The organism is Bradyrhizobium sp. F1.4.3 (genome assembly GCF_040548375.1).
GTDB lineage: Bacteria > Pseudomonadota > Alphaproteobacteria > Rhizobiales > Xanthobacteraceae > Bradyrhizobium.
This window is the reverse complement of the sequence record NZ_JBEPRN010000011.1, coordinates 126,469-151,675: the sequence shown is the minus strand read 5'-3', so window position 1 is coordinate 151,675 and position 25,207 is coordinate 126,469. Positions and strand designations below refer to the sequence as shown.

The following is a 25,207-nucleotide window of genomic DNA, read 5'->3' as shown; positions in this document are numbered from 1 at the left end:
GAAAGCCAGGACCCATAACCATCGCACTCTGCAATGGGCAGGCTGGTGGTTGATGGCGTGCCGCCACGTCGACATTTGGGGTAATGGGTCCTGGCGAAAGCCAGGACGACGATCGGGGAAACGACGCGCCTCAAACACCGGCAGCACGAGGCGCTCGCATCGCGTCGCCCCTTAACAGCTCCGTAATTTTACGGCAGCGCCACTGTCTAAGTTTTTACCCTTTTCGGGCCAAATGCGCGCGAAGCGCCTGCCGGAGGCATGCGCGTTGACGCGTGCATCCCTTTGGTTTCGAAGTTCGTGGGGGGCTGCCGTTCGGGGCCACGAACTTCGAAACGCGGGTGTCCGATGCTCAATCGCTTGACCGTATCCACGCTGCTGAAGGCGGTGATCCTCTCCACCGCACTCGTCGTCGTCATCGGCTTCTCGCTCAACGCCTGGAGCTCCTGGACCCGATTGCAGGCGGCCAACCGGATCGTTGCGGTCTCGGCGGCCTCGGCCGAGGTGTTCAAGGGGATGGCGAATATCCGGGCCGACCGCTCGACCAGCAACCGCCAGCTCACCTCCGACGTCCCGATGGACAAGGACATCGAGAAATACATCCGCGAGATCCGCGACGCCCTGATGCCCGCGCTGGCCCGCACGCTCGAGCTCCTGCCGACGACCGATCTCGTCCAGCGTGACGCGTTCCTCGCCGATCTCGGCACACTGAACAAGACGCTGCTGGCGGAACAGGCCGAGTTCTGGACCGAGGCCGTCAAGCCCAGGGCCGAGCGCCGCGCGGGCCTCGCCAAGGAGTATGTCGCGACCGAGGACGCGCTGATGGCACAGCTCGAAAAGCTTTCGGGCGCCCTCGCCGCAAGCGTCAACCATCAGGATGCGACCATCGACCAGCTCCTGACCATCAAGCAGATGGCCTGGCTGTTGCGCAACACCGCCGGTGAATCCTCTCAGATCGTCGGAAATTCACTCGGCAGCGGCAAGATCACGCCCGAGGTGCAGCTCGCCTACACCAAATTCGTCGGCGGCACGGATGCCGCATGGACTGCGATCGAGCTCGCCGCATCGGGTATGCAGTTGCCGCCGGCACTCGCGTCTGCGATCAGCGAGACCAAGTCGGTCTATTTCGACCCGCAATATGGCGCCACGCGCGACGGCGTCATCGCGGCGATCGCCAAGGGCGAGAAGCCATCGATGACCGCCAACCAGTGGAGCCCCTATTCGGTGCCCCGCATGATGAGCGCGGTCAAGCTCGCCGACGCGGCGCTGCAAGCCGCCAAGGATCACTCCGCGGCCCAGCGCGCGAACGCCGTTCAGTCGTTGATCGTCAACATCGCCCTGCTCGTCGCTGCGATCCTCCTGACCGGCGCCGCGATGCTGGCGGTCAGCCGCCGCGTGATCACGCCGCTGCACCGGATCCGCGACGCCATGCTCAAGGTCGCCGGCGGCGATCTCGGCGTCGACAGCGGCTATCTCGAGCGGCGCGACGAGATCGGCTCGCTCGCCGGTGCGCTTGAGACTTTCAAGCAGCAGGCGATCGACAAGCTCAAGATCGAGGAGCAGGAGCGCGAGCGCAACGCCGGCGCCGCCGCGCGCCAGCGTGCGATGGAGGCCTATGTCGGCGAGTTCGAAGGCGTGGTGCGCAAGTCGCTGGGCGAACTGAGCGAAGCCTCCGGCGAGATGCGCAAGACTTCGGGCGATCTCTCCACGGTGTCGCGCCAGACCAATGAACGCGTCGAGGTCGCAGGCAAGGCCTCGAACGACGCCTCCACCAGCGTCGAGAGCGTTGCGGCCGCCGCCGAGGAGCTCAGCGCCTCGATCAACGACATCAGCCAGCAGGCCGCGCATGCCGCGGGCATCGCCAGCCGCGCCGTCAACCAGGCGCGCGAGACCGACGGTACCGTTCAGGGACTGGCGCAATCCGCGGGCCGCATCGGCGAAGTGGTCGGCTTGATCAACACCATCGCACAGCAGACCAATTTGCTCGCGCTCAACGCCACGATCGAAGCCGCGCGCGCCGGCGAAGCCGGTCGCGGCTTTGCGGTCGTCGCCTCTGAGGTGAAGTCGCTGGCAAGCCAGACCGCGAAGGCCACGGAGGAAATCTCCGGGCAGATCGCCGACATCCAGAAGGTCGCAGGCGAGGCCATTAACGCGATCCAGGCGATCGGCGGCATCATCGGCGAGGTCAACGAGGTCGCCACCGCGATCGCCGCCGCCGTGCAGGAGCAGGGTGCGGCGACCCAGGAGATCACCCGCAGCACGCAATATGCTGCGCAGGGCACCAAGAATGTCTCCGACAACATCACCGGCGTGAAGGCTGATGCCGACACCGCGGCGGGTGCTGCGGAGAACGTCAAGCAGGCCTCCGAGATGCTGGAGACCCAGAGCCGCCAGCTCGGCCATCAGGTCAGCGACTTCCTCGGCAAGATCCGCGTGGCGTAGGGCCGCTGGCGCTGCACTCTCCACGTCGTCCCGGCGAAGGCCGGGACCCATATCCCAGCGAGAAGTTGCGGCGCGAGCCACTAACCACGAGTCTTCGCCAAACCAAATCCTGTGGTTATGGCTCCCGGATCTGCGCGCGCTTTGGACGCGCTTGTCCGGGACGACGAGGAAAGTGAGGCACCAGCATCGCACCACACGCGGCGTCTCACCCTACTCCTTCGCCACCACCGGCACCTGCCGGAACTTTGCCCGCACCGATTCCGGCAACGGCGAGAAGTTCATCGCGACACCACGGCGGTCGTTGGCGTTGCGATTGGCGACGACGAGGCCGTCGCTACCCGCGACGATGTCACCTTTGCGCAAGGTGGGATCCTCCTCGACCTTGACAGGCGCGAGCCCGGCCGAATCCTTGCCGTTGCAGGTGCAGCCGGCAACGATCTCGTTGCGGTAGCGGAAGGCGTTCGGCAGGTCGGAATAGGATTTGCCGCTGTCGGTCGTGGCCTCGTCAATATTGCTGCCATAAACCAGTGAGGTTTCTGACGCCGGACAGAAGCTCTTGCAGGATTGCGCCTTGCTCTCGGCATCCGCACCTTGCGCCGGGAAGTAGCGGCCGTCGCAGCCGCGCACGCAATAGGCCGTACCACCGCCATAGGAGGCCCGTTGGCGCGGCGCATCGTAGCGCGGCATGTCGTCATTCGGGAACGGCACCCGGATCTCCGGCGGCGCCCGCATCCGGAAGCCGCCGAACAGCGCCGAGAAGAAATCCTCGGCATGCGCCGACGGCGTCAGCGCGAGGCCGAAGCAGGCGATGGCGAAGAACGCCACTGCGCCACCAGCCAGTTTGCCGATCGAACGTCCCGTCATGTGACCTCACTCAACTCTTAGTTTACCGCCGACGTCGGGATATTCAGCGCCTGGCGACCCGAGGGCAGCGTCGTCACCGCCGGGCGCTTGCGCACAGAATCGCCGTCTCGCGCCATCAGCGGGACGTTCTTCGGCAAGACCACGACCTTGGCGCCGACATTGACGCGATTGAACAGGTCGGTAACGTCCTCGTTGGTTAGGCGAATGCAGCCAGACGAGACGAACTTGCCGATCGTGGTGGGGTCGTTGGTGCCATGGATGCGGTATTCGCTGGAGCCGAGATACATCGCGCGCGCGCCGAGCGGATTGCCGGGGCCGCCGGCGACGAAACGTGGCAGATAGGGCTGACGCGCGATCATCTCGGCCGGCGGATGCCAATCCGGCCATTCCGCCTTGCGGGTGATGCTCTGCACGCCTGCCCAGGTAAAGCCCTGACGGCCGACGCCGACGCCGTAGCGCATGGCGCGACCCTGGCCGAGCACGTAGTAGAGGTAGGTATTGGCGGTATCGATGACGATGGTGCCGGCCGGCTCATTTCTGTCGAAGCTGACGATCTGCCGGCGCAGCCGGTCCGGCAGCACGGCATCCTCGTGGGCAGCCTGCGGCGCCTCGCTTGTATAGCCCTGCGAATAGGTCGGGTCCTGTGGATACGCCTGCGGCTGGAGCGGCGCATAACCGAGCGTTTGCGCGCTTGCGGCGCCGAACGGCACCGTGAGCAATGCGGTCGCGAAGGCAAAAGCGGCGACGGCGCGCGGCGAGAAGCTGCGACGGACTGCAGAGAGCTTTGTCATGTGCTTGCCCCGTGGGATGTATGCATCTGGGTGATGCGGCTTCCCAACAAACGCAGCAGAACCGACTCAAGTTCCACCGCCATCTGAGGCAGCGACGTCACAGTCAAGCGAACACAACTTCACGAAACCGCGATGGAACCGCGAGGCCCTTCCGGCGTTCCCATTGACCAACGGGCGCCCGGAGAACCTCCGTGCGGGAGAGAAATTGTGCGCGTCCTTCCCAGTGAACGTCTGCTCCCTGGCAACAACGAAGGTACCCCGCTTCCCGACAGCCATAGCGAGCTACCGCCGGTCATTCGCCGCACCGAGTTTGTCGCCTATGCACTCGCCGGTCTGCTCCTGATCGCCGTGGTCGCGGTGCTCTATTTCGCCAAGGCGTTCTTCCTCCCGGTCGTGATGGCCGTCGTCGCCGGCACCATGCTCTCGCCGGCCGCATCTTTCCTGGAGCGACGGGGTGTGCCACGCGCCCTCGGCGCCGTGCTCATCGTGATCGCGGTGACTGCGGTCGTCGCCTTCGTCATCGCGCTCATTGCCGCGCCCGTACTGGAGTGGAGTTCACGCCTGCCGGAGCTGGGGGCGCAATTGAAGGAGAAACTGCACGTCTTCGACCGGCCGCTGGCGCTGTGGAAGGAGCTGCAAACCATGGTCGGCGGCTCCGACGGAATGCCGAGCCTCCCGCTGCCGAAAATGGAATGGGTGCAACCGACGCTGGAATTCCTGTCGCCAACCTTCGCCGAATTCCTGCTGTTCTTTGCGACACTGATCCTGTTCATTGCAAGCTGGCGCGATTTGCGACGCGCGATGATCATGAATTTCGGCGATCGCGATGCGCGGCTGCGCACGCTGCGGATCCTCAACGAGATCGAGGTTCACCTCGGCAACTACCTCCTGACCGTCACCGTCATCAATATCGGTGTCGGCATCGCCACCGGCATCGTCTGCGCGGTCATCGGCATGCCCAACCCAGCCGGGCTCGGCGCGCTTGCGGCTGCGCTCAACTTCATCCCGATCATCGGGCCGATCGCGATGTTCGTCGTGCTGGCTGTGGTCGGGCTGGTCGCCTTCCCGACCATTGGCGGCGGGCTGATGGCGGCACTCGCCTTCGGCGGCGTCACCTTCATGGAGGGACATTTCGTCACGCCGACCATCATCGGACGCAGGCTGTCGCTGAACGCGCTCGCCGTGTTCATCGCGCTGGCGTTCTGGACCTGGCTGTGGGGACCGATGGGGGCATTCCTGTCGTCGCCGCTCCTGATCGTCGGGCTGATCCTGAAAGAGCATCTGCTGCCGGAGAATTCGCCGCAGCTTCCGCAGGGGTGACGGGCTCCCAGCAACGGAACTTCCGTCATAACGAAACGTTTTCCGCCCATCTCACCGCCAACAGTTCGGAGCCCGCAATGTCAATAACCGACGGCGAAGCCAGGATGAGAGACTGGACTGACAAAGCCACCGCAGAACGCCTCGAGAAGGATGTAGCAGCCGTGAAAAACGATATCGCCGCCCTCACCGACCAGATCACCGACGCTCTCAACACGTTTGCCAACGCGAGCGGCAAGCAGGCCCGGCGTAGTTACAAGCAGGCTCGCGAGAACATGGATTCGACGCTCGACGACATGTCGGAACGCGGCAGCGCGATGATGGGCGCCGCACAGGACGCTTACGGCTCGATCGAGGAGACGCTGGAAGACGCGATTACCCAGCGCCCGCTCGCGACCGTCGGCATCGCGCTCGGCATCGGCTTCCTGATCGGCGCCGCCTGGCGCCGGTAAGGCGACCGATATTGTGATGACGGCGGCGTTTCGCGCCGCCGCCTTTGGCTGCGGGGGATTTGAGGAGCGAGGGCCATGTTTCAGCGCATTATCGACGGCATCAGCGCATCGACCGGCACGACGCTGCGGCTGACGTCGCTTGCCGCAGGCGCAGCCTTCGCGCTCTTTATCACCACATGTTTCCTTTGCGCCGCCGCCTTCATCTCGGTTCTGGAGCAATATGGCCCGGTGCAAGCCTGCCTCGTGGGCGCTGGCATCTTCTTCCTGCTGACGCTGGCGGCGGCGACGACGTATTGGGGCTACAAGCGGCAATTGCGGAAAGAAGCCCAGCTTGCCGCTGAACGTGCCGCCAAGTCGACGGCCTCGAGCATGCTCGCCGACCCGATGCTACTCGCCACGGCACTCCAGATCGTCCGGGCCGTGGGCGTCAAGCGGCTCTTGCCGATCCTGGCGATCGGCGGCGTCGCACTCGGGATCATGGCAAGCCGGGCCGGCGCATCGGATGAGGCTTCGGCCGAGCCTGCCGAGTAAGGATGAGACCGCATTAAGAAAGTTGCGCCGCCGACCGGACAAGCAGGTGCGCCGGAATTCAACGCCCGACCTTTGCGTAATTTTTCATCAGCCGCAGTAAATCCGTCCTCACTCACGCAAACGCTACTCGGTTAGGCAGGCGGTTGCCGCTAAAAGCATCGCCCCTGATTCCAAAAGTCATTTTCCACAATGAAACCGTCCGTCAAGACGAACCTTGCCGCATTCCATCACGACGCCAGGCTCTATTTGACGCTCGGCATCGCCAACTGGTCGGTCTTCGTCGACCACATTCCGAACAATGTCGTCAACCTGCTGACGCTGCGAAACTTCGGCTTCAGCGGCGCCGCCGATCTGTTCGTGTTTGTGGTTGGCTACGGGGTCGCCATCATCCACGGCAAGATGGCGCTGGAGCGCGGCTACGTCGTCGCGGCGACGCGTATCTTCCGGCGCGTCTGGCGGCTCTATGCCGCCTATGTCGTGCTGTTCGTGATCTATATCGACACTATCGCCTACGTCGCCTCGCAATCGATGGCGCCTGAGATCATCCACGAATACAACATCTCAGGGATACTCGAGCACCCGCTGCGCATCCTGGTCCGTGGCCTCGTGCTCCAGGAAGAGCCGCTCAACCTTGACCTCCTGCAGCTGATGATCCCGCTGATGGCGTTCTTTCCGTTCGCGCTATGGGGGCTGTTGCGACGGCCGAACCTGACGCTGGTGCTGTCTGTCGCTTTCTATTTTACCGCGCGCTGGTTCGACTGGAATTTTCGCGCCTATCCGGACCAGGAATGGACCTTCAATCCGTTCTGCTGGCAGATGCTGATGGTGCTGGGCGGCTGGTTCGCCGTCACCGGCGCGTCCGGCCGCGCGCTGCACAACATGGCCTGGCTCCGCATGCTCGCGGGCGCCTACATCGTGGTCGCGATGGCCATCACGTTGATGCGCCATTCACCGGCGCTGTCCGCCTACCTGCCGGATATCGTGCTCAACAGCATCTCGCCAACCGACAAGGAAAACCTCGCGCCCTATCGCGTGGTCCACTTCCTTGCGCTCGCCTTCCTCGCGACCCACCTCATTCCGCCCGACCACCCGGGCTTGCAATGGAGGTCGCTTCAGATGGTGATCAGATGCGGCGAGGAATGGCTCGCCGTGTTCTGCGTCGGCGTATTCCTGTCCTTCGCCGGCCATCTCATCCTGATCACCGGCGCCAATTTGGTCCTGATGCAGATCGGGGTGAGCCTGGCCGGCTTCGCGGCGATGACCGCGGTCGCCTATTACATCTCCTGGTCGAAGCGGCAGGACGAGCCTGCGGCCTTGCGGCAGCGGGCCTAGGGTCTCGGCCTATGCGCGATTTGTGCTAGGCACGAACCGCACGGCTGCGCTATGCCGGGTCAAGCGGCCGCGGCTGAAGCGCGGTCTCTGCGCGAGGGGACCGGGCGAAGTCATGGCGAAAGGCACGAGCGAAACGGCTGAAACGGCACCCCGGCGCGGCCGGCCACGCTCGATCGAGACCACCAACGCCATCCTCGAAAGCGCCTATACGCTGATGGCCACGACCGGTCTCGCCGCCACCACCATCGATGCCGTCGCGCGCCACTCCAACGTCTCCAAGATGACGATCTACAAATGGTGGCCGTCGCGGGAGGCGCTGCTGATCGACGCCTTTCTCCATCACGCGGCGCAAATGCTGCCGCTGCCGCCGGCGAGCGCAGGCAGTCCCGCCGCACGCGCCAGGCGCCACGCCGCAGCCTATGCGGAGGCCTTGCAGGGCGAGTTCGGCAAGGTGCAGCTCGCCGTGATCTCGGAATGCATCTCCAAGACCGGCTCGGCGGAGCTGTTCTACGCGCGCTATCTGCAATTCCGCCGCGACGCGCTGGTGGAGATGATCGCCACGGGCCAAGGCGACGGCAGCATCCTGGCGGAGGGGCCGGCGGAGGATCTCTACGACGCGATCTATGGCAGCTTGTTCTACCGCTACGTCTTCGGCATCGCGCCGATCACGCCGGCCTACGCGCGGAATCTGGTCGATCTGGTGTTGCGACCAAAGGGCTAGCCGCGAAAGGTCTTCACCGGCTGTGAAAGCTTCTCCGTGCGATCGCGTTCGGTCATGTCGACCACTGTCTCCATCGGCGCGGTCAGCTCGTAGACGTAGGAGACGTCGGTGAAGTAGCGATTGGCTGTGCCGCCGAGCGCTTCGGGCGCGACGCGGTCGAGCAGGATCAGGCCGAAATCGGAATCCGGGCGGCGCGTCGCCTCGCTGGTGTTGAACTCTTCCCAACGAAACTGGAAGACCTCCTCGGGCGCCTCGCCCGTTACCGTCCAGTTCGCGGTGATGTGCGGATGCTTGCCCACCAGCGACAGGCCCTCGTCGGAATGCGAGGCAAGCTCGAAGAACAGCAGCGACAGGCTCTGCGCGGCGCGCGCGCTGACGGAGATGTCCGGGCCGCTGACGGCGATACGGTCGGCATGCGGGATGGCGCGCGCCTCGAACAGGCCCTTGAGCTTGACGCCCTGCCACTGGCTTTCGCTGAGCAGCGAGACCACATTGGACATGGCGTGGATACGGCCGATCAGGAGTTCGCGGGCGACGTCGATGTCCGAGCCGTGGCGCAGCGTGCGCGTCACGATCGACTGGATCACCGCCAGGATGTTCTTCACGCGATGGTTCAACTCGTCGATGACCGCCGTCAGGCGTCGCTCGAATCCGATCCGCACCTGGATTTCGCGGCTGAGCCGCAGGTTGTTGTAGGCGACGTAACCGAACAGGCCGCACACCATCGCGGTGATGGCGAAGCCGATCGCCGCCACGATGATGGCGGTCTGTTCGGCACGGCGCGCGGAATTGGTCTTCGCATAATAGCCGAGTTGCCAGTCGCGGCCGCCGAAGCTCACCGTGCGCGTCGCCGACGGTGCCGGTCCGTCCGGCGCGGTCATGCGGGTGGAAACGACGCCCTGATCGTTGGAAATGAGCTCGCTACCTTCTTTCCGAGGGTCCTTGAGCGCGACCGAGAACAACGACAAATCGTCGTTGGTCAGCATCAGCGAGGCCAGCTCGTAGGAAAACGTGATGAAGCCGGCAGGCTCGGTCGCGCCCTCGGGAATGACGGGAGCCGCCACGATGACGCCAATCGGCCCATTCTCGCGCAGGAGCGGAACCGGGTCGGAGGCGACCGACCTCTTTTCAATCCTGGCACGGGCGAGCATCGCGCTGCGCACCTGGTCCTGGTCGTAGCTGCGGCCGGGCAACGCCTTGGTCTCGTCGCTGCGCGGCTCGAGGTCCATCAGCACGTCGATCGGATGGGTGAGGCTCGCGGGGTCGATCGGCTTGTCGTTGTAGGCGCGGATCTGCGGCTTCGGGAAGCCTGCGGCCGCGATCGCAGCCTGCGCCGCAGCCAGCTCGTTCGGCTGGAGCCGGGCGACCCAGCCAGCGACCACGAAATCCGTCTTGAAGGCATAGATCGCCGAGCGCAGCGGCTCCAGCATGTTGGGCTTCAGCACCGACGGTGCGCGGAACAGGCCTGAGGCGACACGCGCCAGCAGCTCGCGTTCGGTCGATCTGTCCTGGACAAGGCTCGCATGCACGTCGATCGCCCGCGCCAGCGCGATCCGGTCCAGCGCCAGCTCCTGGTCATGGACGCGATAGGCCGCAAGCCCGGAGAGCAAGGCTCCGAGCAGGGCGATGAAGCCGATGATGAAACCCAGCCGGACCACGCGACTACTCAGGCGAAAGCAGGAGGTCGGCAATAAACACGGAGCATATGAACGCCGCTCGAACGGCCATGTGCCGAAACAGGGTGAAGCCCAGTAGCGGAGATAATGAAGGAGGAGGCATCTGTACGCAACTTGGGTTACCCAACAAGCTTAATCTGCCCGGCCGATCTTTCAGCCAAGGCAGGCTTGCTCCGGGCACCGGAGGTGGTTAATCGCCGTGTCCGAAATTTGTTCCGCGGCGGCGGTTTTGCCCCAGAAGTTAACGGCGGAAAATGCCTGCGCTATGACGCCGCGCCCCGCAATCCGCTCCCTTTCAATCCGCCTTTGGCCTCGATGAAGCCGACGATACGGTCGAGCCCCTCGCTCGTCTTCAGGTTGGTCATGACGAAGGGACGCTGGCCCCGCATCCGCCTGGCATCCGTCTCCATCTTCTCCAGCGACGCCCCGACATGGGGCGCGAGGTCGATCTTGTTGATGACCAGGAGGTCGGACCGGGTGATGCCGGGCCCGCCCTTGGACGGGATCTTGTCGCCGGCCGCCACGTCGATGACGTAGATGGTGAGGTCGGCAAGCTCCGGGGAAAAAGTAGCAGCCAGATTGTCGCCGCCGGACTCGATCAGCACCATGTCGAGGCCGGGGAATTTCGCGCGCATGTCCGCGACCGCCGCCAGGTTCATCGAAGCGTCCTCGCGGATCGCGGTATGCGGGCAGCCGCCGGTCTCGACGCCGGCGATGCGGTCCGGAGTCAGCGAGCCCGAGCGCACCAGGAATTCCGCATCCCATTTGGTATAGATGTCATTGGTGATCGCCGCGATGTCATAGCGCTCGCGCATGGTCTTGCAGAGCAGATCCATCAGCGCGGTCTTGCCCGATCCGACGGGGCCGCCGACGCCGACACGCAGGGGGCCGTGAGAAGTCGCCATTGATTCTTTCCTATCGTCGTCCTGGCGAAAGCCAGGACCCATTACCACCGAAGCTTGTTGTGGCGGTAAGCTGAGGCCACACCCGCGCATAACCATGAGCATTTGCGGTTATGGGTCCCGGCCTTCGCCGGGACCACGGCGGAGGATGCCGCTCGCTCATGATCTAAACAGCCGCGTGTACTGCGTCTCATGTCGCAGGCTGGCGAGATCGGCGCGCAAGGTTGCGCTGCCGAGATCGTCCAGTGTCGCATTCAGCGCACGATTTGCGGTCGCCGCGACGGCCGCTTCCAGCGTCACCAGAACGCGCTGGCTGTCGGTCTGGCCGAGCGGAATGAGCCGGCTCGCCGCCGAGATCCAGTTCGAGACCAGCGCATGCAGGAAGGCGTGCAGTGTCGGCGCCAGCGGTACGCCATGGGCGGCCGCGACCACGCCGACCGCGACCGGATAGATCAGTGGCGTGCGGCATGCCGCGACCATGGAATCCAGCCCGTCGGCATCCCACGCCGCGCGGGAGATATCGATGAAGGCGCGGCCCTGCGATGTGGTCTCGAGCTGCCGCTCACGCGACGGCACGAAGGCCGCGGCAAGCTCTGCGATATCGCGCAAGGCGACGTCTTCGCCTGCTTCGCCGGCGCGATAGGCGTGGACCAGAAAGGTCGCGTCACAGAAGCCAGAGCCATCGCCGAGCATCGCGTCCAGCCAGTCGGCGAGAGTCGCGGCGTCGACGATGTCGCCCGCCTCGACCGCCCATTCGATGCCGCTGGAATAGGAGAAGCCGCCGACGGGGAACGCCGGCGACAACCAGGTCATCAGCCGATACAGCGCCGCTGCCTCGCGCTCAGCGAGGTCGCCGGCACTGGCCAGCTCATTTGTGGTCATGAGCATGGCTGTGGCCGTGGTGATGGTCGGGATGGTCGCAATGCTCGTCGTGATGGTGGTGATCGTGCCCATGGTCATGCGCGGCATGATCATGGGCATGGTGGTCGTGACCGTGATGATCATGGCTGTGATCATGATCGTGGTGATCATGCCCGTGATCGTGATCGGCATGATCATCATGGCCATGCGCATGACCTGCGTCGGCATAAGCCCCGCCTTCGGGATCGAACGGCGCCTCGATTTCGATCACGCGCGCACCAAGCCCCTTCACCATGGCCTCGATGACGTGATCGCGGCGGATGCGCAGGCCCTTGGCCATGATCTGTGTCGGCAGATGACGGTTGCCGAGATGCCAACCGACGCGGATGAGGTGGTGCGGATCGTGGCCGCGGATCTCCAGCAGCAGCTCGGGCGCAGCAACCACTTCGACCAGCCGCCCGTCCTCCAGCACCAACGCGTCGCCGCCGCGGAGCGCGACGGCCTTCTCCAGGTCGAGCAGGAACTCGAGGCCCCGGGTTCCCGTCATCGCCATGCGGCGGCGGTGCCGATCGTCGAAATCGAGCACGACCGTGTCCGCCGGCGCTTCCGTGAAGCGGTGCTGTCCCCTGACCTGCGTCGCCCGGATCATGCGCTTTTACCTCGTTACCGTGTCTCGACCTTCTCGGGCGTGATCACTTCGATCTTCGGCGGTGCCGCGAAACATTTCACCGCGACGCGGCCGAACGTCTTCATGTGCTCCTGGCCACGATGCGGCACCAGCGCCTCGGCATTCTCCCACTGCTCGACGAACACCATCTTGCTGGGATCGGTGACGCTCTCATGCAAATCATAGGCGATATTGCCGGGCTCCTTGCGCGTCTCCTTGATGCAGGCGGTGGCGGCTGCAATGAATTCGGCGCGCGTTTCGGGCTTGATGGTCAAGGTTGCAACGACGTAGATCACGAGAAATCCTCCCGGCTTTTCTTCTGGGTCAAGATACCGGGCGGGACCTTAGACCAGGCGGGATCGAACGCAAAACCGTAAATCCCGCTCCGGCCACGCGCCGGGGACATGCGTCGAGGCGCTATTTCAGTACATGAAATATCGCTGCGCCATCGGCAGCACCTCGGCGGGCGCGCAAGTCAGGAGCTCGCCGTCGGCGCGCACCTCGTAGGTCTCGGGATCGACCTCGATATTGGGCGTGGCGTCGTTGTGGATCATGCTCTTCTTGGAGATCTTGCCGCGGGTGTTCTGCACGGCATAGAGCTTCTTGTCGATGCCGAGCTTTCGCGCCAGCCCACCGGTGATCGCAGCTTTCGAGGTGAACACCACGGAAGAGGCCGTGCGCGCCTTGCCGAAGGCGCCGAACATCGGCTGATAGTGCACCGGCTGCGGCGTCGGGATCGAGGCGTTGGGATCGCCCATGGGAGCTGCGACGATCATGCCGCCCTTGACGATGCAGTCCGGCTTGACGCCGAAGAACGCCGGCGACCACAGCACGAGATCGGCGAGCTTGCCCTTCTCGACCGAGCCGATCAGTTTTGACACGCCGTGCGCTATCGCGGGATTGATCGTGTACTTGGCGATGTAGCGCTTGACGCGGAAATTGTCGTTGTCCTTGCCCTTGTCCTGCGGCAGCGACCCGCGCTGCTTCTTCATCTTGTCGGCGGTCTGCCAGGTGCGAATGATGACCTCGCCGAGACGCCCCATGGCTTGCGAGTCCGAGGACATCATCGAGAGCGCGCCGAGATCGTGCAGAATGTCTTCGGCGGCGATGGTTTCCTTGCGGATGCGGCTCTCGGCGAATGCGAGGTCCTCCGCGATCGAGGGATCGAGGTGATGGCATACCATCAGCATGTCGAGATGCTCGTCGATAGTGTTGCGGGTGAAGGGCCGCGTTGGGTTGGTCGAGGACGGCAGCACGTTCTTTAGCCCTGCGACCTTGATGATGTCAGGCGCGTGACCGCCACCGGCGCCTTCGGTGTGGAAGGCGTGGATGGTGCGGCCCTTGAACGCCTTGATCGTATCCTCGACGAAGCCGGATTCGTTCAACGTATCGGTGTGGATCATCACCTGGATGTCGTGATCATCGGCCACCGACAGGCAATTGTCGATCGCGGCCGGCGTCGTACCCCAGTCCTCGTGCAGCTTCAGCGCGCAGGCGCCGGCCTTGATCATCTCCACCAGCGCCGCAGGTCGCGACGCATTGCCCTTGCCGGAGATGCCAAGATTAACCGGAAAAGCGTCGAACGACTGGATCATCCGCCCCATGTGCCAGGGACCGGGCGTGCACGTGGTGGCGAAAGTGCCGTGCGAGGGCCCGGTGCCGCCCCCGAGCATCGAGGTGACGCCCGACATCAGCGCGTGCTCGATCTGCTGCGGGCAGATGAAATGGATGTGACTGTCGAAGCCGCCCGCGGTGAGGATCTTGCCCTCACCCGCGATCACGTCCGTGCCGGGGCCGATGATGATGGTGACGCCCGGCTGGATGTCGGGGTTGCCGGCCTTGCCGATCGCGGAGATCATGCCCTCCTTGATCGCGACGTCGGCCTTCACGATGCCCCAGTGATCGACGATCAGCGCATTGGTGATGACGGTGTCGGCCGCGCCCTGCTTGTTGGTGACCTGCGACTGCCCCATGCCGTCGCGGATCACCTTGCCGCCGCCGAATTTCACCTCTTCGCCGTAAGTGGTGAAATCCTTCTCGACCTCGATGATGAGATCGGTGTCGGCCAGCCGCACCTTGTCGCCGGTGGTCGGACCGAACATGTCGGCATAGACGGATCGCTTCATCTTGACGGACATCACAAGCCCCGTTTGCGTTTGAATATTTGGATAGTGCTCACAGCGAAGCTCTCGCCGTTCGCACCATGTCGTCGAATGTCTTATCGAGCCACGAATTGCCGCCGCGACAACCGGCGACGACCTGCTCGGCCCAGCCGGTATAGTCGACGAGGTCGTCGCGCTCCTCGATGGTCGGATTGGAATGAATCCGCGCGCCGATATTGCTGATCTTGTCGGCGATCTTGATCAGCCTGGCGCCCGACGATTTCTTCGGCGCATCGACGATCTGCCGGCGCCGCCGCTCAGCCTTGGACAGGCTCATATCGTCGGTGCATTCAACGACGAGGGAGGCGACGCGATCAGAGAATTTCTGCGCGAGTTCCTCGCGTGTGGTCTCGGTGTCCTCGATCGCATCATGCAGCCAGCCGGCTGCAACCAGCTCAGCATCGGCGCCGTCGGTCGCGGTCGCGAGCAGGTTTGCAACCTCGGCGAGATGGTTGATGTAAGGCTCGTTCCCCCGCCCCTTGCGCGCCATCCCGTTGTGCCGGCGCGCAGCCAGCTCAGCAGCTTCGGCGATGAGACGGACGGCGGGCAACATGGCGGTCACAGAACTCCCTGCCCCCGCGCGTTGCAAAGGCGCGCTGTACGAAATTGCCACGTCGCTTCCGTCAGCGCCCGGAGCATACCCCTCTCCCCAACCCTCCCCCGCAAGGGGGGAGGGAGCCTGACCGGCGTGCTCACCTCACTATGGATCACGGCACTCGCCTCAGCTTACGTCACAGCTTCCCCATCACGTCGCCACGGAAGCCGTAGATGGTCTTCTTGCCGGCCACGGCGACGAGCTGGACGTCGCGGGTTTGGCCGGGCTCGAAGCGGACGGCAGTGCCAGCGGCGATGTCGAGGCGCATGCCGCGGGCTTTCTTGCGGTCGAACTTCAGCGCCGGGTTGGTCTCGAAGAAATGGTAGTGCGAGCCGACCTGGATCGGGCGGTCGCCGGTGTTGGCAACTGTTAGCGTCACCGTCTTGCGGCCGGCATTGAGCTCGATCTCGCCGTCCTTGATGAAGAGTTCGCCGGGGATCATGCTCTCGCTCCTACCTGATCGGCTCGTGCACGGTGACGAGCTTGGTACCGTCCGGAAACGTCGCCTCGACCTGGATGTCGTGGATCATCTCGGGAATGCCGGGCATCACCTGATCGCGGGTGAGGACCTGCGCGCCTAACTGCATCAGCTCGGCGACGGTGCGGCCGTCGCGCGCGCCTTCGAGGATGAAATCGGAAATGATCGCGATCGCCTCGGGATGGTTGAGCTTGACGCCGCGGTCCAACCTGCGGCGCGCCACAATGGCCGCCATCGAGATCAGAAGCTTGTCCTTTTCGCGGGGAGACAGGTTCATGCGAAATCTCTTCAGTTCAACACGTCAATTCAACCACAGCCGCGGCAAGGCCGCGCCGGTGCGCGCCAGCACGGCCATCATGTCGGCGCGCAAGCGGACCGCATCTTGGGCACAGAACCGCGCCATTGCAAAGCCGTTCCAGGCGGATATCCCGACCTCGCCGGCGAACGAGTCCGATGCCTCGCGGAGACGCTCGACCAGCGCCTCGTCGCCGGGCACGATCAGGGCCGTGCCGATAGCGGCGCCGCCCTTGGCGACCGCAGATCGCGCGAGCTTTGCGCCGATATTTCCGTCGAGCCGGACGGTCTCGGCAAAGACCAGCCTGCCGCCCCGGCGCAACCGCCAGCGGTCGACGAACTCGCCCTGCTCCACCCGCTCGCCCATGGCGGTGCGGCCGAACACCACGATCTCGCAGAGCAGGAGCGAGGCCGCTTCATCGAGCTCGATGTCGAAGCGACGCTGGACGCGAGCCCGATCAAACAGGATCGTCTCCTGCGGCAGCCACGATAGATGTGCCCCGGCCGCGACCTTCAGCCCAATATTGAGCTGAGCCGCCGGACCCGGCGCGCGATAGACTTTTTCCGCAGCTGCTGTGGTCAGCGTCAGACGCGCGCGATCAGCCGCGGCGATCTCGATGTCGAAGCGATCGCCGCCGGCGACGCCGCCGGCCGTGTTGACGAACACGCCGGACAGTCCGTGGTCCTCCGGCGAGGGAAAGCGCACGCGCAGGGAGCCGGATTCGTGCAAGACGCCGCGCCGCGTCACGCCGTCGCGGGCGTGCACGTCGAACCGCACCGCGCCGCGGGCGCGGTTGGCCTCGAACACAGGCGACTCCAGGTCAGAAGAATTGGCTGACAGTTCGCTGCGCATCCGTCTCCCCAGCCGGCCGCGGCAGAAACAGCTTACAGCGCCATCTGGCGGCTGATTTCGCTCGCGTCGAGATTGGTGCGGTCGCAGGTGAATTTCACCGCGCCGCGATCCATCACCGCAAAACTGTCGCCGAGTTCGCAGGCAAAGTCGAGATATTGTTCGACCAGTACGATGGCGATGTTGCCGAGGTTGCGCAGATAGGAGATGGCACGTCCGATGTCCTTGATGATCGACGGCTGGATGCCCTCGGTGGGCTCGTCGAGCAGCAGCAGCTTTGGCCGCATCACCAGCGCGCGCCCGATCGCGAGCTGCTGCTGCTGGCCGCCGGAGAGATCGCCGCCGCGCCGGCCGAGCATCGATTGCAGCACCGGAAACAGCGAGAACACGTCGTCCGGAATGTGCTTGTCCTCGCGCTTGAGCGGACCGAAGCCGGTCTTGAGGTTCTCCTCGACCGTCAGCAGCGGAAAGATCTCGCGGCCCTGCGGCACGAAGCCGATGCCCTTGCGCGCGCGCTCATAAGGCTTGAGAGCGGTGATGTCGCTGCCGTCGAACACGATCGCGCCCGACGAGATCGGATACTGCCCGACCATGGCGCGCAACAGCGAGGTCTTGCCGACGCCGTTGCGCCCGAGCACGCACGTCACCTTGCCCGGCTCAGCCGAGATCGAGACGCCGCGCAAAGCTTGCGCCGCGCCGTAGAACAGGTTGATGTCCTTGACCTCAAGCATTGCTCAGCGCCCCAGATACACTTCGATGACCCGCTCGTTCGACGACACCTGGTCGATGGTGCCTTCAGCGAGCACCGTGCCCTCGTGGAGACACGTCACCTTGACGCCGAGCTCGCGCACGAAGGTCATGTCGTGCTCGACCACCATCACGGTGTGGGTCTTGTTGATTTCCTTCAACAGCTCGGCGGTGAGATGCGTCTCAACGTCGGTCATCCCCGCGACAGGCTCGTCGACCAGCAACAGTTTCGGATCCTGCGCGAGCAGCATGCCGATCTCGAGCCATTGCTTCTGGCCGTGGCTGAGGCTGCCGGCGAGGCGGTTGCGGGCCTCGGTCAGGCGGATCGTCTCCAGCACCTTGTCGATGCGCTCCGATTCCGCCTTGCTGCCGCGCCAGAACAGCGTGCCCTTGACGCTGTGATCGACATTGAGCGCGAGCAGGAGATTGTCCTGCACGGTCTGGCTCTCGAACACGGTCGGCTTCTGGAATTTGCGGCCGATGCCGAGCTCGGCGATGCGGGTCTCGTCCAGGCGCGTCAGATCGGTGACACCGTCGAACAGCACCGTCCCCTCGTCCGGCTTGGTCTTGCCGGTGATGATATCCATCATCGTGGTCTTGCCGGCGCCATTCGGGCCGATGATGGCGCGCATCTCGCCGGGCGCGAGCGTCAGCGACAGATTGTTGATGGCGTGGAAGCCGTCGAACGAGACGTGCACGCCGTCGAGATAGAGCATCGCCGAGGTCGCGCGGGTGTCCATGACATTCATTGCGCCTACTCCGCCATCTTCGGTTCAGTGACGCCGTCTTCGGCCGCTGCGCTCGCGGCGGTCTCGGCCGGGCGCTTTTCGTTCGGCGATTCCCACCAGGCGTTGAAGGTGCCCACGATGCCCTTCGGCAGCAGCAGCGTCACCAGGATGAACATCGCACCCAGCATGAACAGCCAGTACGGCGCCAGCATGCCCGACGTAAAGAAAGTTTTTGCATAGTTGACGACGACTGCGCCAAGCGCCGCGCCGACCAGCGTGCCGCGGCCGCCGACCGCGACCCAGATCACCGCCTCGATCGAGTTTCCAGGCGCGAATTCGGATGGGTTGATGATGCCAACCTGCGGAACGTAGAGCGCGCCGGCGACGCCCGCCATGCAGGCCGAGAGCGTGAACACGAACAGCTTGTAGGATTCGACGCGGTAGCCGAGGAAGCGGCTGCGCGATTCCGCGTCGCGTATCGCGATCAGGACTTTGCCGAGCTTGGACGAGACAACAGCGCGACAGATCAGGAAACTGACGATCAGCCCGAGGCAACTCAGCGCAAACAGGGCAGCACGGGTGCCCTCAGCCTGCACGTTGAAGCCCAGAATGTCCTTGAAGTCGGTGAGACCGTTGTTGCCGCCGAAGCCGAAATCATTGCGGAAGAACGCCAGCAGCAGCGCATAGGTCATCGCCTGCGTGATGATCGACAAATAGACGCCGGTGACGCGCGAGCGGAAGGCGAGCCAGCCGAAGCAGAACGCCAGGAGCCCGGGCACCACGAGCACCATCAGCGCGGCGAACGAGAACATGTCGAAGCCGTACCAGTACCATGGCAGTTTCGGGTAGTTCAGGAACACCATGAAGTCGGGCAGGATCGGATTGCCATAGACGCCGCGGGTGCCGATCTGCCGCATCAGGTACATGCCCATGGCGTAGCCGCCGAGCGCGAAGAACGCACCGTGGCCGAGCGAGAGGATGCCGCAATAGCCCCAGATCAGATCGATCGAGAGCGCCAGGATGGCGTAGCAGACATATTTGCCCCAGAGCGCGACCAGATAGGTCGGCACCTGAAAGAACGAGCCGGCAGGCAGCAACAGGTTGGACAGCGGGATCAGCACGCCGAGCGCAGCGACGACCAACAGGAACAGGGTCGCGCCGCGGTCCAGCGATCGCGTGAGCATGTGGGGCGTCATGCTTCCACCGCCCGTCCCTTGAGCGCGAACAGCCCGCGCGGGCGCTTTTGAATGAACAGGATGATGAGGACCAGAATGGCGATCTTGCCGAGGACAGCCCCTGCAACCGGTTCCAGGAACTTGTTGGCGATGCCAAGCGTGAAGGCGCCGACCAGCGTACCCCAGAGATTGCCGACGCCGCCGAAGACGACGACCATAAAACTGTCGATGATGTAGCTCTGGCCGAGATTGGGACTGACATTGTCGATTTGCGACAGCGCCACGCCGGCGATGCCGGCGATCCCCGAGCCGAGGCCGAAAGTCAGCGCGTCGACGCGCGAGGTGGCGATGCCCATCGAGGCCGCCATGCGGCGGTTTTGGGTCACGGCGCGCATCTCAAGACCCAGCGCGGTATAACGCAGCATCGCCAGCAGGATCGCGAACACAGCAAGCGTGAAGCAGAGAATCCAGAGCCGGTTGTAAGTAATGGTGATCTGGCCGAGCTCGAACGCGCCGCTCATCCAGGAGGGGTTGCCGACCTCGCGGTTGGTCGGGCCGAACATGGTGCGCACCGCCTGCTGGAGCACCAGCGACAGGCCCCAGGTCGCAAGCAGCGTTTCCAACGGCCGGCCATAGAGGAAGCGGATGATGCTGCGCTCAATCAGGACGCCGATCGCACCGGCGACGACAAAGGCGAGCGGCACCGCGATCAGCAGCGAATAGTCGAACAGGCCGGGAAAGCGGGTGCGAATGACCTCCTGCACCACGAAGGTGGTGTAAGCCCCGATCATCACCATCTCGCCATGCGCCATGTTGATGACGCCCATCACGCCGAAAGTGATGGCGAGCCCGATCGCCGCAAGCAGCAACACCGAACCGAGCGACAGGCCGTACCAGGCATTCTGCACCGTGGACCACATCGCGAGCGAGCTCTGGATCGAAGCGATTGCGCTCGCCGCCGCCTTGGTCACGGACGCTGGCTGGTCGCCCATGCCGGTCAGCATCGCCAGCGCTTCCTGGTCGCCGTGCGCCTTGATGGTGGCGACGGCCTCGAGCTTTTCGACCTCGGTGGCGTCGGGCTTGAACAGAAGGATTGCCGCACGCGCATCCCCGAGCGCGGCCTTGGCCGATTTGTTGGTTTCCTTCGCCAGCGCGGTGTTTACGGCCTCGAGCGCTGATTCCTCATGCGACTTGAAGACGGATTGCGCGGCCTGAATACGGGTCGTGACATCCGGCGACATCAGCGTGAGACCGCCCACCGCGGCATCAACACTGCGGCGCAATCGATTGTTTAGTCGAACGGCACTGGCGCTGTCGGGGACGCTGGCCACGGGCTGGCCGGTCGCGGCATCGATCGATTTGCCGTCGGCGCCGGTGACGTAAACCTTCTTGCTGTCCGGATCGGCCATGAGGCGGCCATCCTGGAGCGCGCTGATGATGGGATAGGCCAGCGGATTGCCGCTGCTTGCGACCACACCGATCGCCTCTTCCGTGTCGGAAAAATCGTCGTTGGCGAATTTGGCGACCGCATCCTCGAACGGACCGGCGAAAGCCGGCAGTGCGAACGCGATCAGGAACAACGAGAGCAGGAGCGAACAGAGACGGGCGGACAAATTGGCTGGCACTGTGATTGACCCCGGCAGAGATGGGTGGAGAAGGCGGCGGGATCGCCGCCTTCTCCGGTCGTGCTATGGGCCGTCAGATCCAGATCAGGAGCCCGAACCGAGGCACTTGTTGGTCTTGACGTTGTAGTTGCCGCACTTCTTCTCGACCCAGTCGCCGATCAGGTCCTTGGAGCCGTCGAGCTCCTTCGACCAGGCGTCGCCAGCGACAAGACCCGGCGTCTTCCAGACCACGTCGAACTGGCCGTTCGCCTTGATCTCGCCGATGAACACCGGCTTCGTAATGTGGTGGTTCGGCAGCATCTTCGACACGCCGCCGGTCAGGTTCGGCGCTTCGGTGCCGGGAAGGGCAGCGATCACCTTGTCCGGATCAGTCGACTTCACCTTCTCGACCGCCTTCACCCACATGTTGAAGCCGATCACGTGCGCTTCCATCGGGTCGTTGGTCGTACGCTTCGGATTCTTGGTGTAGGCCTGCCAATCCTTGATGAACTTCTCGTTCGCCGGGGTCTTGATCGACTCGAAGTAGTTCCAGGCGGCGAGATGGCCGAGCAGCGGCTTGGTGTCGATGCCGGCGAGTTCTTCCTCACCCACCGAGAACGCGACCACCGGGATGTCCTTGGCCTTGATACCCTGGTTGCCGAGTTCCTTGTAGAAGGGAACGTTGGCGTCGCCGTTGATGGTCGAGACCACCGCGGTCTTCTTGCCGGCCGAGCCGAACTTCTTGATGTCGGCCACGATCGTCTGCCAGTCGGAGTGACCGAACGGCGTATAGTTGATCATGATGTCTTCCTGGGCGACACCCTTCGACTTCAGATAGGCTTCCAGGATCTTGTTGGTGGTGCGCGGATAGACGTAGTCGGTGCCCGCGAGCACCCAGCGCTTCACCTTTTCTTCCTTCATCAGGTAGTCGACGGCGGGGATCGCCTGCTGGTTCGGCGCCGCACCCGTGTAGAACACGTTGCGCTCGCTCTCCTCGCCCTCGTATTGCACGGGGTAGAACAGGATGTTGTTCAGCTCCTTGAAGACCGGGAGCACCGACTTGCGCGACACTGAGGTCCAGCAGCCGAACACGACGGCGACCTTGTCCTTCGTGATCAGCTCGCGCGCCTTCTCGGCGAACAGCGGCCAGTTCGAAGCGGGGTCGACGACGACCGCCTCGAGCTTCTTGCCGAGCACGCCGCCCTTCTTGTTCTGCTCGTCGATCAGGAAGAGGATAGTGTCCTTCAGCGTGGTTTCGCTGATGGCCATGGTACCCGAGAGAGAGTGAAGCACGCCGACCTTGATGGTGTCGTCGGCGGCCTTCGCACCGGAAATGGAGGCCAGACCGAGCATCAGTCCGGCGGTCGCGGCGAGAACGCCGCGGCGGCTAAATGACGCCGCTATATCGTGAGTTGATTTGGTAAGCATGAGTGTATCATCTCCCTGACGCAGACGTGAAAAACGCTGCGAAACGGCCCCACGGCCGCCTGCGATTAACGGAATCGCAAGAACCATGCCATGCCCCAGACACTAGGCAAGTCATTGGGAAAGCTAGATAATTTAGCTGCAATCAAAGTTTCGCCGCAGTCTTATTGCTCAAAACTTGGGCGAATAAAATGTATGCCAATGCGGCAGCCAGTCTATTTTCTGAGCAAAAAGCTGCCTCTGGCTAAAATTCCGGCATAACTATTTTGCACCGCAATCGACGCCCGTAGCACGCCCCGCCTTGAAAGCGCCGCGCCGATGTTCCATATGATGTCTGAGATCGTTCGAATCGAGCGGTCGTTGCGAGCCGCGTGTTCTTAAGCCCTTACGGGCGTCTGGCTTGCCCCATCCCATCAAGCCATCCGACACCCCAAACACGCAGGTGTCCTCTCGACACCCTTTTGCGCGTGCCCCGCTGAATGCGTTGGGCGCCCGCTTTTGACATGGAAAGAACCCATCTTTTGACTTCCTTTCAGGACTTCGGCCTCGCCGAACCCATCGCGCGTGCTCTCGCCGAAGAGAACTACGTCACCCCCACCCCCATCCAGGCCCAGACTATTCCCACGGCGCTGACCGGCCGCGACGTCGTCGGCATCGCCCAGACCGGAACCGGCAAGACCGCGGCCTTCGCGCTGCCGATCCTGCACCGTCTGCTCGAGCACCGCATCAAGCTGCAGCCCAAGACGGCCCGCGTCCTGGTGCTGTCGCCCACCCGCGAATTGTCCGGGCAGATCCTCGACAGCTTCAACGCCTATGGCCGCCACATCCGCCTGAGCTCGACGCTCACCATCGGCGGCGTGCCGATGGGCCGCCAGGTCCGATCGCTCATGCAAGGCGTCGAGGTTTTGGTCGCCACCCCCGGCCGCCTGCTCGACCTCGTGCAGAGCAACGGGTTGAAGCTTGGAAGCGTCGAATTCCTCGTGCTCGACGAGGCCGACCGCATGCTCGACATGGGCTTCATCAACGACATCCGCAAAATCGTCGCCAAGCTGCCAATCAAGCGGCAGACGCTGTTCTTCTCGGCCACCATGCCGAAGGACATCGCCGAGCTCGCCGACGCCATGCTGCGTGACCCCGTCCGCGTCGCAGTGACCCCGGTGTCCTCGACGGCCGAGCGGATCAACCAGCGCATCATCCAGGTCGACTTCTCGGCCAAGCCCGCCTTCCTGACCAAGCTCCTGAAGGACGAGCCGATCAACCGCGCGCTGGTCTTCACCCGCACCAAGCACGGCGCCGACAAGGTTGTGAAGACGCTTGAGAGGGCCGGCATCGCCGCCAGCGCCATCCACGGCAACAAGTCGCAGAACCATCGCGAGCGGACGTTGGCGCAGTTCCGCTCCGGTGAAATCCGCACGCTGGTCGCCACCGACATCGCCGCCCGCGGCATCGATGTCGACGGCATCACCCACGTCATCAATTTCGACCTGCCGAACGTGCCCGAGACCTATGTGCACCGCATCGGCCGCACTGCGCGCGCGGGCGCCGAAGGTACCGCGATCTCACTGGTCGCAGGCGGCGAGGAGCTCAGCTATCTCCGCGACATCGAGCGGCTGATTCGGGTGGCATTGCCGCGGGAAGATCATCGCACCGATGCCGGCCGCAGCGACGCGGGCTCGCCCCCGTCACAGCAAAGGCAGGGCCGGCCGGGCCGCCCGGGCCAGCGCCCGCAAGGCGCAAGGCAAGGTGAAGGACGGCGTGCTGACGAAAGGCGTCCTGACGGACGGCATAGCGCCGGCAAGCCGGCCGACGGAAGGCCTGGCGAAGGCCGGCCCGGTGACGGCAGGCATGTTGACGGACGGCCTGGCGGTAGCCAGAAGGTCTCGAAGGGATCTCGCCGCCGGCGGTCCGGTGGTAAGGCACATTCTTCGTCAAACGACCGGCCGGAGCAGCGTTCCGCGCATAGCGCCGGCAAGCCTGATGGGATACAAGGCGTGGCCTTTTTGCGCCGTGAGAGTCGGCCGAATGGCCAATCGACCCGCAAACCCTATTCGCACTAGCCGTCCACGACCTGGAGAAATTCATGGCTAAGGAAGAGCTGATCCAGTTCGAAGGACTGGTCACCGAAATCCTCCCCGACGCGCGCTACCGCGTGCAGCTCGACGCCGGGCACGAGATCGTCGCCTACACTGCCGGCAAGATGAAGAAAAACCGCATCAAGACGCTGGCGGGAGACCGCGTGACGGTGGAGATGTCGCCCTATGACCTCGAGAAGGGCCGGCTGATTTTCCGCCACAAGGACGAACGTCCCTCGACGCCCGGTGGACCGCCGCGGCGGGGGCCGGGCGGCGGCCAATTCCGCCGCCGCTAAACGGCCATTTCGCGCGCGAGCGCGGAATTAAAATGCTGATCTGTATGCTGATCCGCCGTGGACCTCACGGCGGATCAAAAAATCGTGCACGTCAGGATTGTTTTGGTGCCTTGTTTCCAATAAAATCAACTCATCGATTTTCGGCCGGACGACATTGGCATCCACCGGTACAGCCGGTTCAGACACGCTGACGACCCTTCCAAAAATTCGATCTAACCTGCCTGCGTG

25 protein-coding genes are annotated in these 25,207 nt (G+C 64.0%); 8 read left to right on the top strand and 17 right to left on the bottom strand.

Annotated features, from left to right (window positions below; genetic code table 11):
* Positions 1 to 345: 345 nt before the first annotated feature.
* Positions 346 to 2,439, top strand: a complete 2,094-nt coding sequence (locus ABIB73_RS25520; protein ID WP_354228519.1) for a methyl-accepting chemotaxis protein — start codon at positions 346 to 348, stop codon at positions 2,437 to 2,439.
* Positions 2,440 to 2,649: 210 nt separating this feature from the next.
* On the opposite strand, the gene ABIB73_RS25515 is transcribed toward ABIB73_RS25520, so the two are convergent.
* On the bottom strand, positions 2,650 to 3,303 hold the full coding sequence (locus ABIB73_RS25515; RefSeq protein ID WP_354228517.1) for a DUF2865 domain-containing protein: 654 nt from the start codon (positions 3,301 to 3,303) through the stop codon (positions 2,650 to 2,652).
* Positions 3,304 to 3,320: 17 nt separating this feature from the next.
* Positions 3,321 to 4,094: a L,D-transpeptidase gene (locus ABIB73_RS25510; protein ID WP_354228515.1), complete on the bottom strand. Its 774-nt coding sequence runs from the start codon at positions 4,092 to 4,094 to the stop codon at positions 3,321 to 3,323.
* 207 nt (positions 4,095 to 4,301) lie between these two features.
* Between ABIB73_RS25510 and ABIB73_RS25505 the strand changes: the two genes are divergently transcribed.
* The 5 genes from ABIB73_RS25505 (at position 4,302) to ABIB73_RS25485 (ending at position 8,447) form a co-directional block, all read left to right on the top strand.
* Positions 4,302 to 5,414 (top strand): AI-2E family transporter, encoded by a 1,113-nt coding sequence (locus ABIB73_RS25505; protein ID WP_354228513.1) that lies wholly within the window; start codon positions 4,302 to 4,304, stop codon positions 5,412 to 5,414.
* Between the two features lie 77 nt (positions 5,415 to 5,491).
* Positions 5,492 to 5,863: an ElaB/YgaM/YqjD family protein gene (locus ABIB73_RS25500; RefSeq protein WP_354228511.1), complete on the top strand. Its 372-nt coding sequence runs from the start codon at positions 5,492 to 5,494 to the stop codon at positions 5,861 to 5,863.
* Between the two features lie 75 nt (positions 5,864 to 5,938).
* Positions 5,939 to 6,394: a hypothetical protein gene (locus ABIB73_RS25495; protein ID WP_354228509.1), complete on the top strand. Its 456-nt coding sequence runs from the start codon at positions 5,939 to 5,941 to the stop codon at positions 6,392 to 6,394.
* 189 nt (positions 6,395 to 6,583) lie between these two features.
* Positions 6,584 to 7,726, top strand: coding sequence for an OpgC domain-containing protein (locus ABIB73_RS25490; RefSeq protein ID WP_354228507.1), 1,143 nt, complete (start codon positions 6,584 to 6,586; stop codon positions 7,724 to 7,726).
* A gap of 112 nt (positions 7,727 to 7,838) precedes the next feature.
* A complete protein-coding gene (locus ABIB73_RS25485; RefSeq protein WP_354228505.1) occupies positions 7,839 to 8,447 on the top strand; it encodes a TetR/AcrR family transcriptional regulator in 609 nt (202 codons plus the stop codon).
* On the opposite strand, the gene ABIB73_RS25480 is transcribed toward ABIB73_RS25485, so the two are convergent.
* The 15 genes from ABIB73_RS25480 to urtA all read right to left on the bottom strand — a co-directional run bounded on the left by ABIB73_RS25480 (position 8,444) and on the right by urtA (position 22,614).
* Positions 8,444 to 10,105, bottom strand: coding sequence for a CHASE domain-containing protein (locus ABIB73_RS25480; protein WP_354228504.1), 1,662 nt, complete (start codon positions 10,103 to 10,105; stop codon positions 8,444 to 8,446). The two genes, ABIB73_RS25485 and ABIB73_RS25480, sit on opposite strands and share 4 nt — an antisense overlap.
* 281 nt (positions 10,106 to 10,386) lie before the next feature.
* On the bottom strand, positions 10,387 to 11,028 hold the full coding sequence (ureG, locus tag ABIB73_RS25475) for an urease accessory protein UreG (protein ID WP_354228502.1): 642 nt from the start codon (positions 11,026 to 11,028) through the stop codon (positions 10,387 to 10,389).
* A gap of 156 nt (positions 11,029 to 11,184) precedes the next feature.
* Positions 11,185 to 11,913, bottom strand: a complete 729-nt coding sequence (locus tag ABIB73_RS25470; RefSeq protein ID WP_354228628.1) for an urease accessory protein UreF — start codon at positions 11,911 to 11,913, stop codon at positions 11,185 to 11,187.
* Entirely contained in the window at positions 11,894 to 12,535 is a 642-nt protein-coding gene (gene ureE, locus ABIB73_RS25465) for an urease accessory protein UreE (protein ID WP_354228500.1), read from the bottom strand. Before ureE ends, ABIB73_RS25470 begins: the two co-directional genes overlap by 20 nt.
* Before the next feature lie 14 nt (positions 12,536 to 12,549).
* A complete protein-coding gene (locus ABIB73_RS25460; protein WP_148776808.1) occupies positions 12,550 to 12,849 on the bottom strand; it encodes a putative quinol monooxygenase in 300 nt (99 codons plus the stop codon).
* A 126-nt stretch (positions 12,850 to 12,975) separates the two neighbouring features.
* Complete coding sequence (gene ureC, locus ABIB73_RS25455; RefSeq protein WP_354228498.1) at positions 12,976 to 14,691, bottom strand: urease subunit alpha; 1,716 nt, start codon at positions 14,689 to 14,691, stop codon at positions 12,976 to 12,978.
* A gap of 37 nt (positions 14,692 to 14,728) precedes the next feature.
* The gene (locus ABIB73_RS25450) at positions 14,729 to 15,268 is read right to left on the bottom strand and encodes an HD domain-containing protein (protein WP_354228496.1); all 540 of its coding nucleotides are present in this window, start codon (positions 15,266 to 15,268) and stop codon (positions 14,729 to 14,731) included.
* A 178-nt stretch (positions 15,269 to 15,446) separates the two neighbouring features.
* Positions 15,447 to 15,752 carry an urease subunit beta gene (locus ABIB73_RS25445; RefSeq protein WP_354044689.1) on the bottom strand — a complete coding sequence of 102 codons (306 nt, stop codon included), beginning with the start codon at positions 15,750 to 15,752 and terminating at the stop codon, positions 15,447 to 15,449.
* Positions 15,753 to 15,762: 10 nt separating this feature from the next.
* Positions 15,763 to 16,065 carry an urease subunit gamma gene (locus ABIB73_RS25440; protein WP_354228494.1) on the bottom strand — a complete coding sequence of 101 codons (303 nt, stop codon included), beginning with the start codon at positions 16,063 to 16,065 and terminating at the stop codon, positions 15,763 to 15,765.
* 24 nt (positions 16,066 to 16,089) lie between these two features.
* A complete protein-coding gene (locus ABIB73_RS25435; RefSeq protein ID WP_354228492.1) occupies positions 16,090 to 16,935 on the bottom strand; it encodes an urease accessory protein UreD in 846 nt (281 codons plus the stop codon).
* A gap of 32 nt (positions 16,936 to 16,967) precedes the next feature.
* Complete coding sequence (gene urtE / locus ABIB73_RS25430; RefSeq protein WP_354228490.1) at positions 16,968 to 17,663, bottom strand: urea ABC transporter ATP-binding subunit UrtE; 696 nt, start codon at positions 17,661 to 17,663, stop codon at positions 16,968 to 16,970.
* A 3-nt stretch (positions 17,664 to 17,666) separates the two neighbouring features.
* Positions 17,667 to 18,428 (bottom strand): urea ABC transporter ATP-binding protein UrtD, encoded by a 762-nt coding sequence (gene urtD / locus ABIB73_RS25425; protein ID WP_354228488.1) that lies wholly within the window; start codon positions 18,426 to 18,428, stop codon positions 17,667 to 17,669.
* A gap of 5 nt (positions 18,429 to 18,433) precedes the next feature.
* Positions 18,434 to 19,603 carry an urea ABC transporter permease subunit UrtC gene (gene urtC / locus ABIB73_RS25420; RefSeq protein ID WP_354228487.1) on the bottom strand — a complete coding sequence of 390 codons (1,170 nt, stop codon included), beginning with the start codon at positions 19,601 to 19,603 and terminating at the stop codon, positions 18,434 to 18,436.
* Positions 19,600 to 21,207, bottom strand: coding sequence for an urea ABC transporter permease subunit UrtB (gene urtB, locus ABIB73_RS25415; RefSeq protein WP_354228485.1), 1,608 nt, complete (start codon positions 21,205 to 21,207; stop codon positions 19,600 to 19,602). Before urtB ends, urtC begins: the two co-directional genes overlap by 4 nt.
* An 84-nt stretch (positions 21,208 to 21,291) precedes the next feature.
* Positions 21,292 to 22,614: an urea ABC transporter substrate-binding protein gene (gene urtA, locus ABIB73_RS25410; protein ID WP_354228483.1), complete on the bottom strand. Its 1,323-nt coding sequence runs from the start codon at positions 22,612 to 22,614 to the stop codon at positions 21,292 to 21,294.
* A gap of 476 nt (positions 22,615 to 23,090) precedes the next feature.
* Between urtA and ABIB73_RS25405 the strand changes: the two genes are divergently transcribed.
* Together ABIB73_RS25405 and infA are read left to right on the top strand one after the other, a co-directional pair.
* A complete protein-coding gene (locus tag ABIB73_RS25405; protein ID WP_354228481.1) occupies positions 23,091 to 24,668 on the top strand; it encodes a DEAD/DEAH box helicase in 1,578 nt (525 codons plus the stop codon).
* A gap of 23 nt (positions 24,669 to 24,691) precedes the next feature.
* Positions 24,692 to 24,979, top strand: coding sequence for a translation initiation factor IF-1 (gene infA, locus ABIB73_RS25400; RefSeq protein WP_354228479.1), 288 nt, complete (start codon positions 24,692 to 24,694; stop codon positions 24,977 to 24,979).
* The last annotated feature ends 228 nt before the right edge of the window (positions 24,980 to 25,207 follow it).

Coding starts and splice junctions, on each gene's coding strand:
- ABIB73_RS25520 (WP_354228519.1), top strand. CDS start 346: ATGCTCAATCGCTTGACCGTATCCACGCTGCTGAAGGCGGTGATCCTC.
- ABIB73_RS25515 (WP_354228517.1), bottom strand. CDS start 3,303: ATGACGGGACGTTCGATCGGCAAACTGGCTGGTGGCGCAGTGGCGTTC.
- ABIB73_RS25510 (WP_354228515.1), bottom strand. CDS start 4,094: ATGACAAAGCTCTCTGCAGTCCGTCGCAGCTTCTCGCCGCGCGCCGTC.
- ABIB73_RS25500 (WP_354228511.1), top strand. CDS start 5,492: ATGTCAATAACCGACGGCGAAGCCAGGATGAGAGACTGGACTGACAAA.
- ABIB73_RS25495 (WP_354228509.1), top strand. CDS start 5,939: ATGTTTCAGCGCATTATCGACGGCATCAGCGCATCGACCGGCACGACG.
- ABIB73_RS25490 (WP_354228507.1), top strand. CDS start 6,584: ATGAAACCGTCCGTCAAGACGAACCTTGCCGCATTCCATCACGACGCC.
- ABIB73_RS25485 (WP_354228505.1), top strand. CDS start 7,839: ATGGCGAAAGGCACGAGCGAAACGGCTGAAACGGCACCCCGGCGCGGC.
- ureG (WP_354228502.1), bottom strand. CDS start 11,028: ATGGCGACTTCTCACGGCCCCCTGCGTGTCGGCGTCGGCGGCCCCGTC.
- ABIB73_RS25470 (WP_354228628.1), bottom strand. CDS start 11,913: ATGCTCATGACCACAAATGAGCTGGCCAGTGCCGGCGACCTCGCTGAG.
- ureE (WP_354228500.1), bottom strand. CDS start 12,535: ATGATCCGGGCGACGCAGGTCAGGGGACAGCACCGCTTCACGGAAGCG.
- ureC (WP_354228498.1), bottom strand. CDS start 14,691: ATGTCCGTCAAGATGAAGCGATCCGTCTATGCCGACATGTTCGGTCCG.
- ABIB73_RS25450 (WP_354228496.1), bottom strand. CDS start 15,268: ATGTTGCCCGCCGTCCGTCTCATCGCCGAAGCTGCTGAGCTGGCTGCG.
- ABIB73_RS25445 (WP_354044689.1), bottom strand. CDS start 15,752: ATGATCCCCGGCGAACTCTTCATCAAGGACGGCGAGATCGAGCTCAAT.
- ABIB73_RS25440 (WP_354228494.1), bottom strand. CDS start 16,065: ATGAACCTGTCTCCCCGCGAAAAGGACAAGCTTCTGATCTCGATGGCG.
- ABIB73_RS25435 (WP_354228492.1), bottom strand. CDS start 16,935: ATGCGCAGCGAACTGTCAGCCAATTCTTCTGACCTGGAGTCGCCTGTG.
- urtE (WP_354228490.1), bottom strand. CDS start 17,663: ATGCTTGAGGTCAAGGACATCAACCTGTTCTACGGCGCGGCGCAAGCT.
- urtD (WP_354228488.1), bottom strand. CDS start 18,428: ATGAATGTCATGGACACCCGCGCGACCTCGGCGATGCTCTATCTCGAC.
- urtC (WP_354228487.1), bottom strand. CDS start 19,603: ATGACGCCCCACATGCTCACGCGATCGCTGGACCGCGGCGCGACCCTG.
- urtA (WP_354228483.1), bottom strand. CDS start 22,614: ATGCTTACCAAATCAACTCACGATATAGCGGCGTCATTTAGCCGCCGC.
- ABIB73_RS25405 (WP_354228481.1), top strand. CDS start 23,091: ATGCGTTGGGCGCCCGCTTTTGACATGGAAAGAACCCATCTTTTGACT.
- infA (WP_354228479.1), top strand. CDS start 24,692: ATGGCTAAGGAAGAGCTGATCCAGTTCGAAGGACTGGTCACCGAAATC.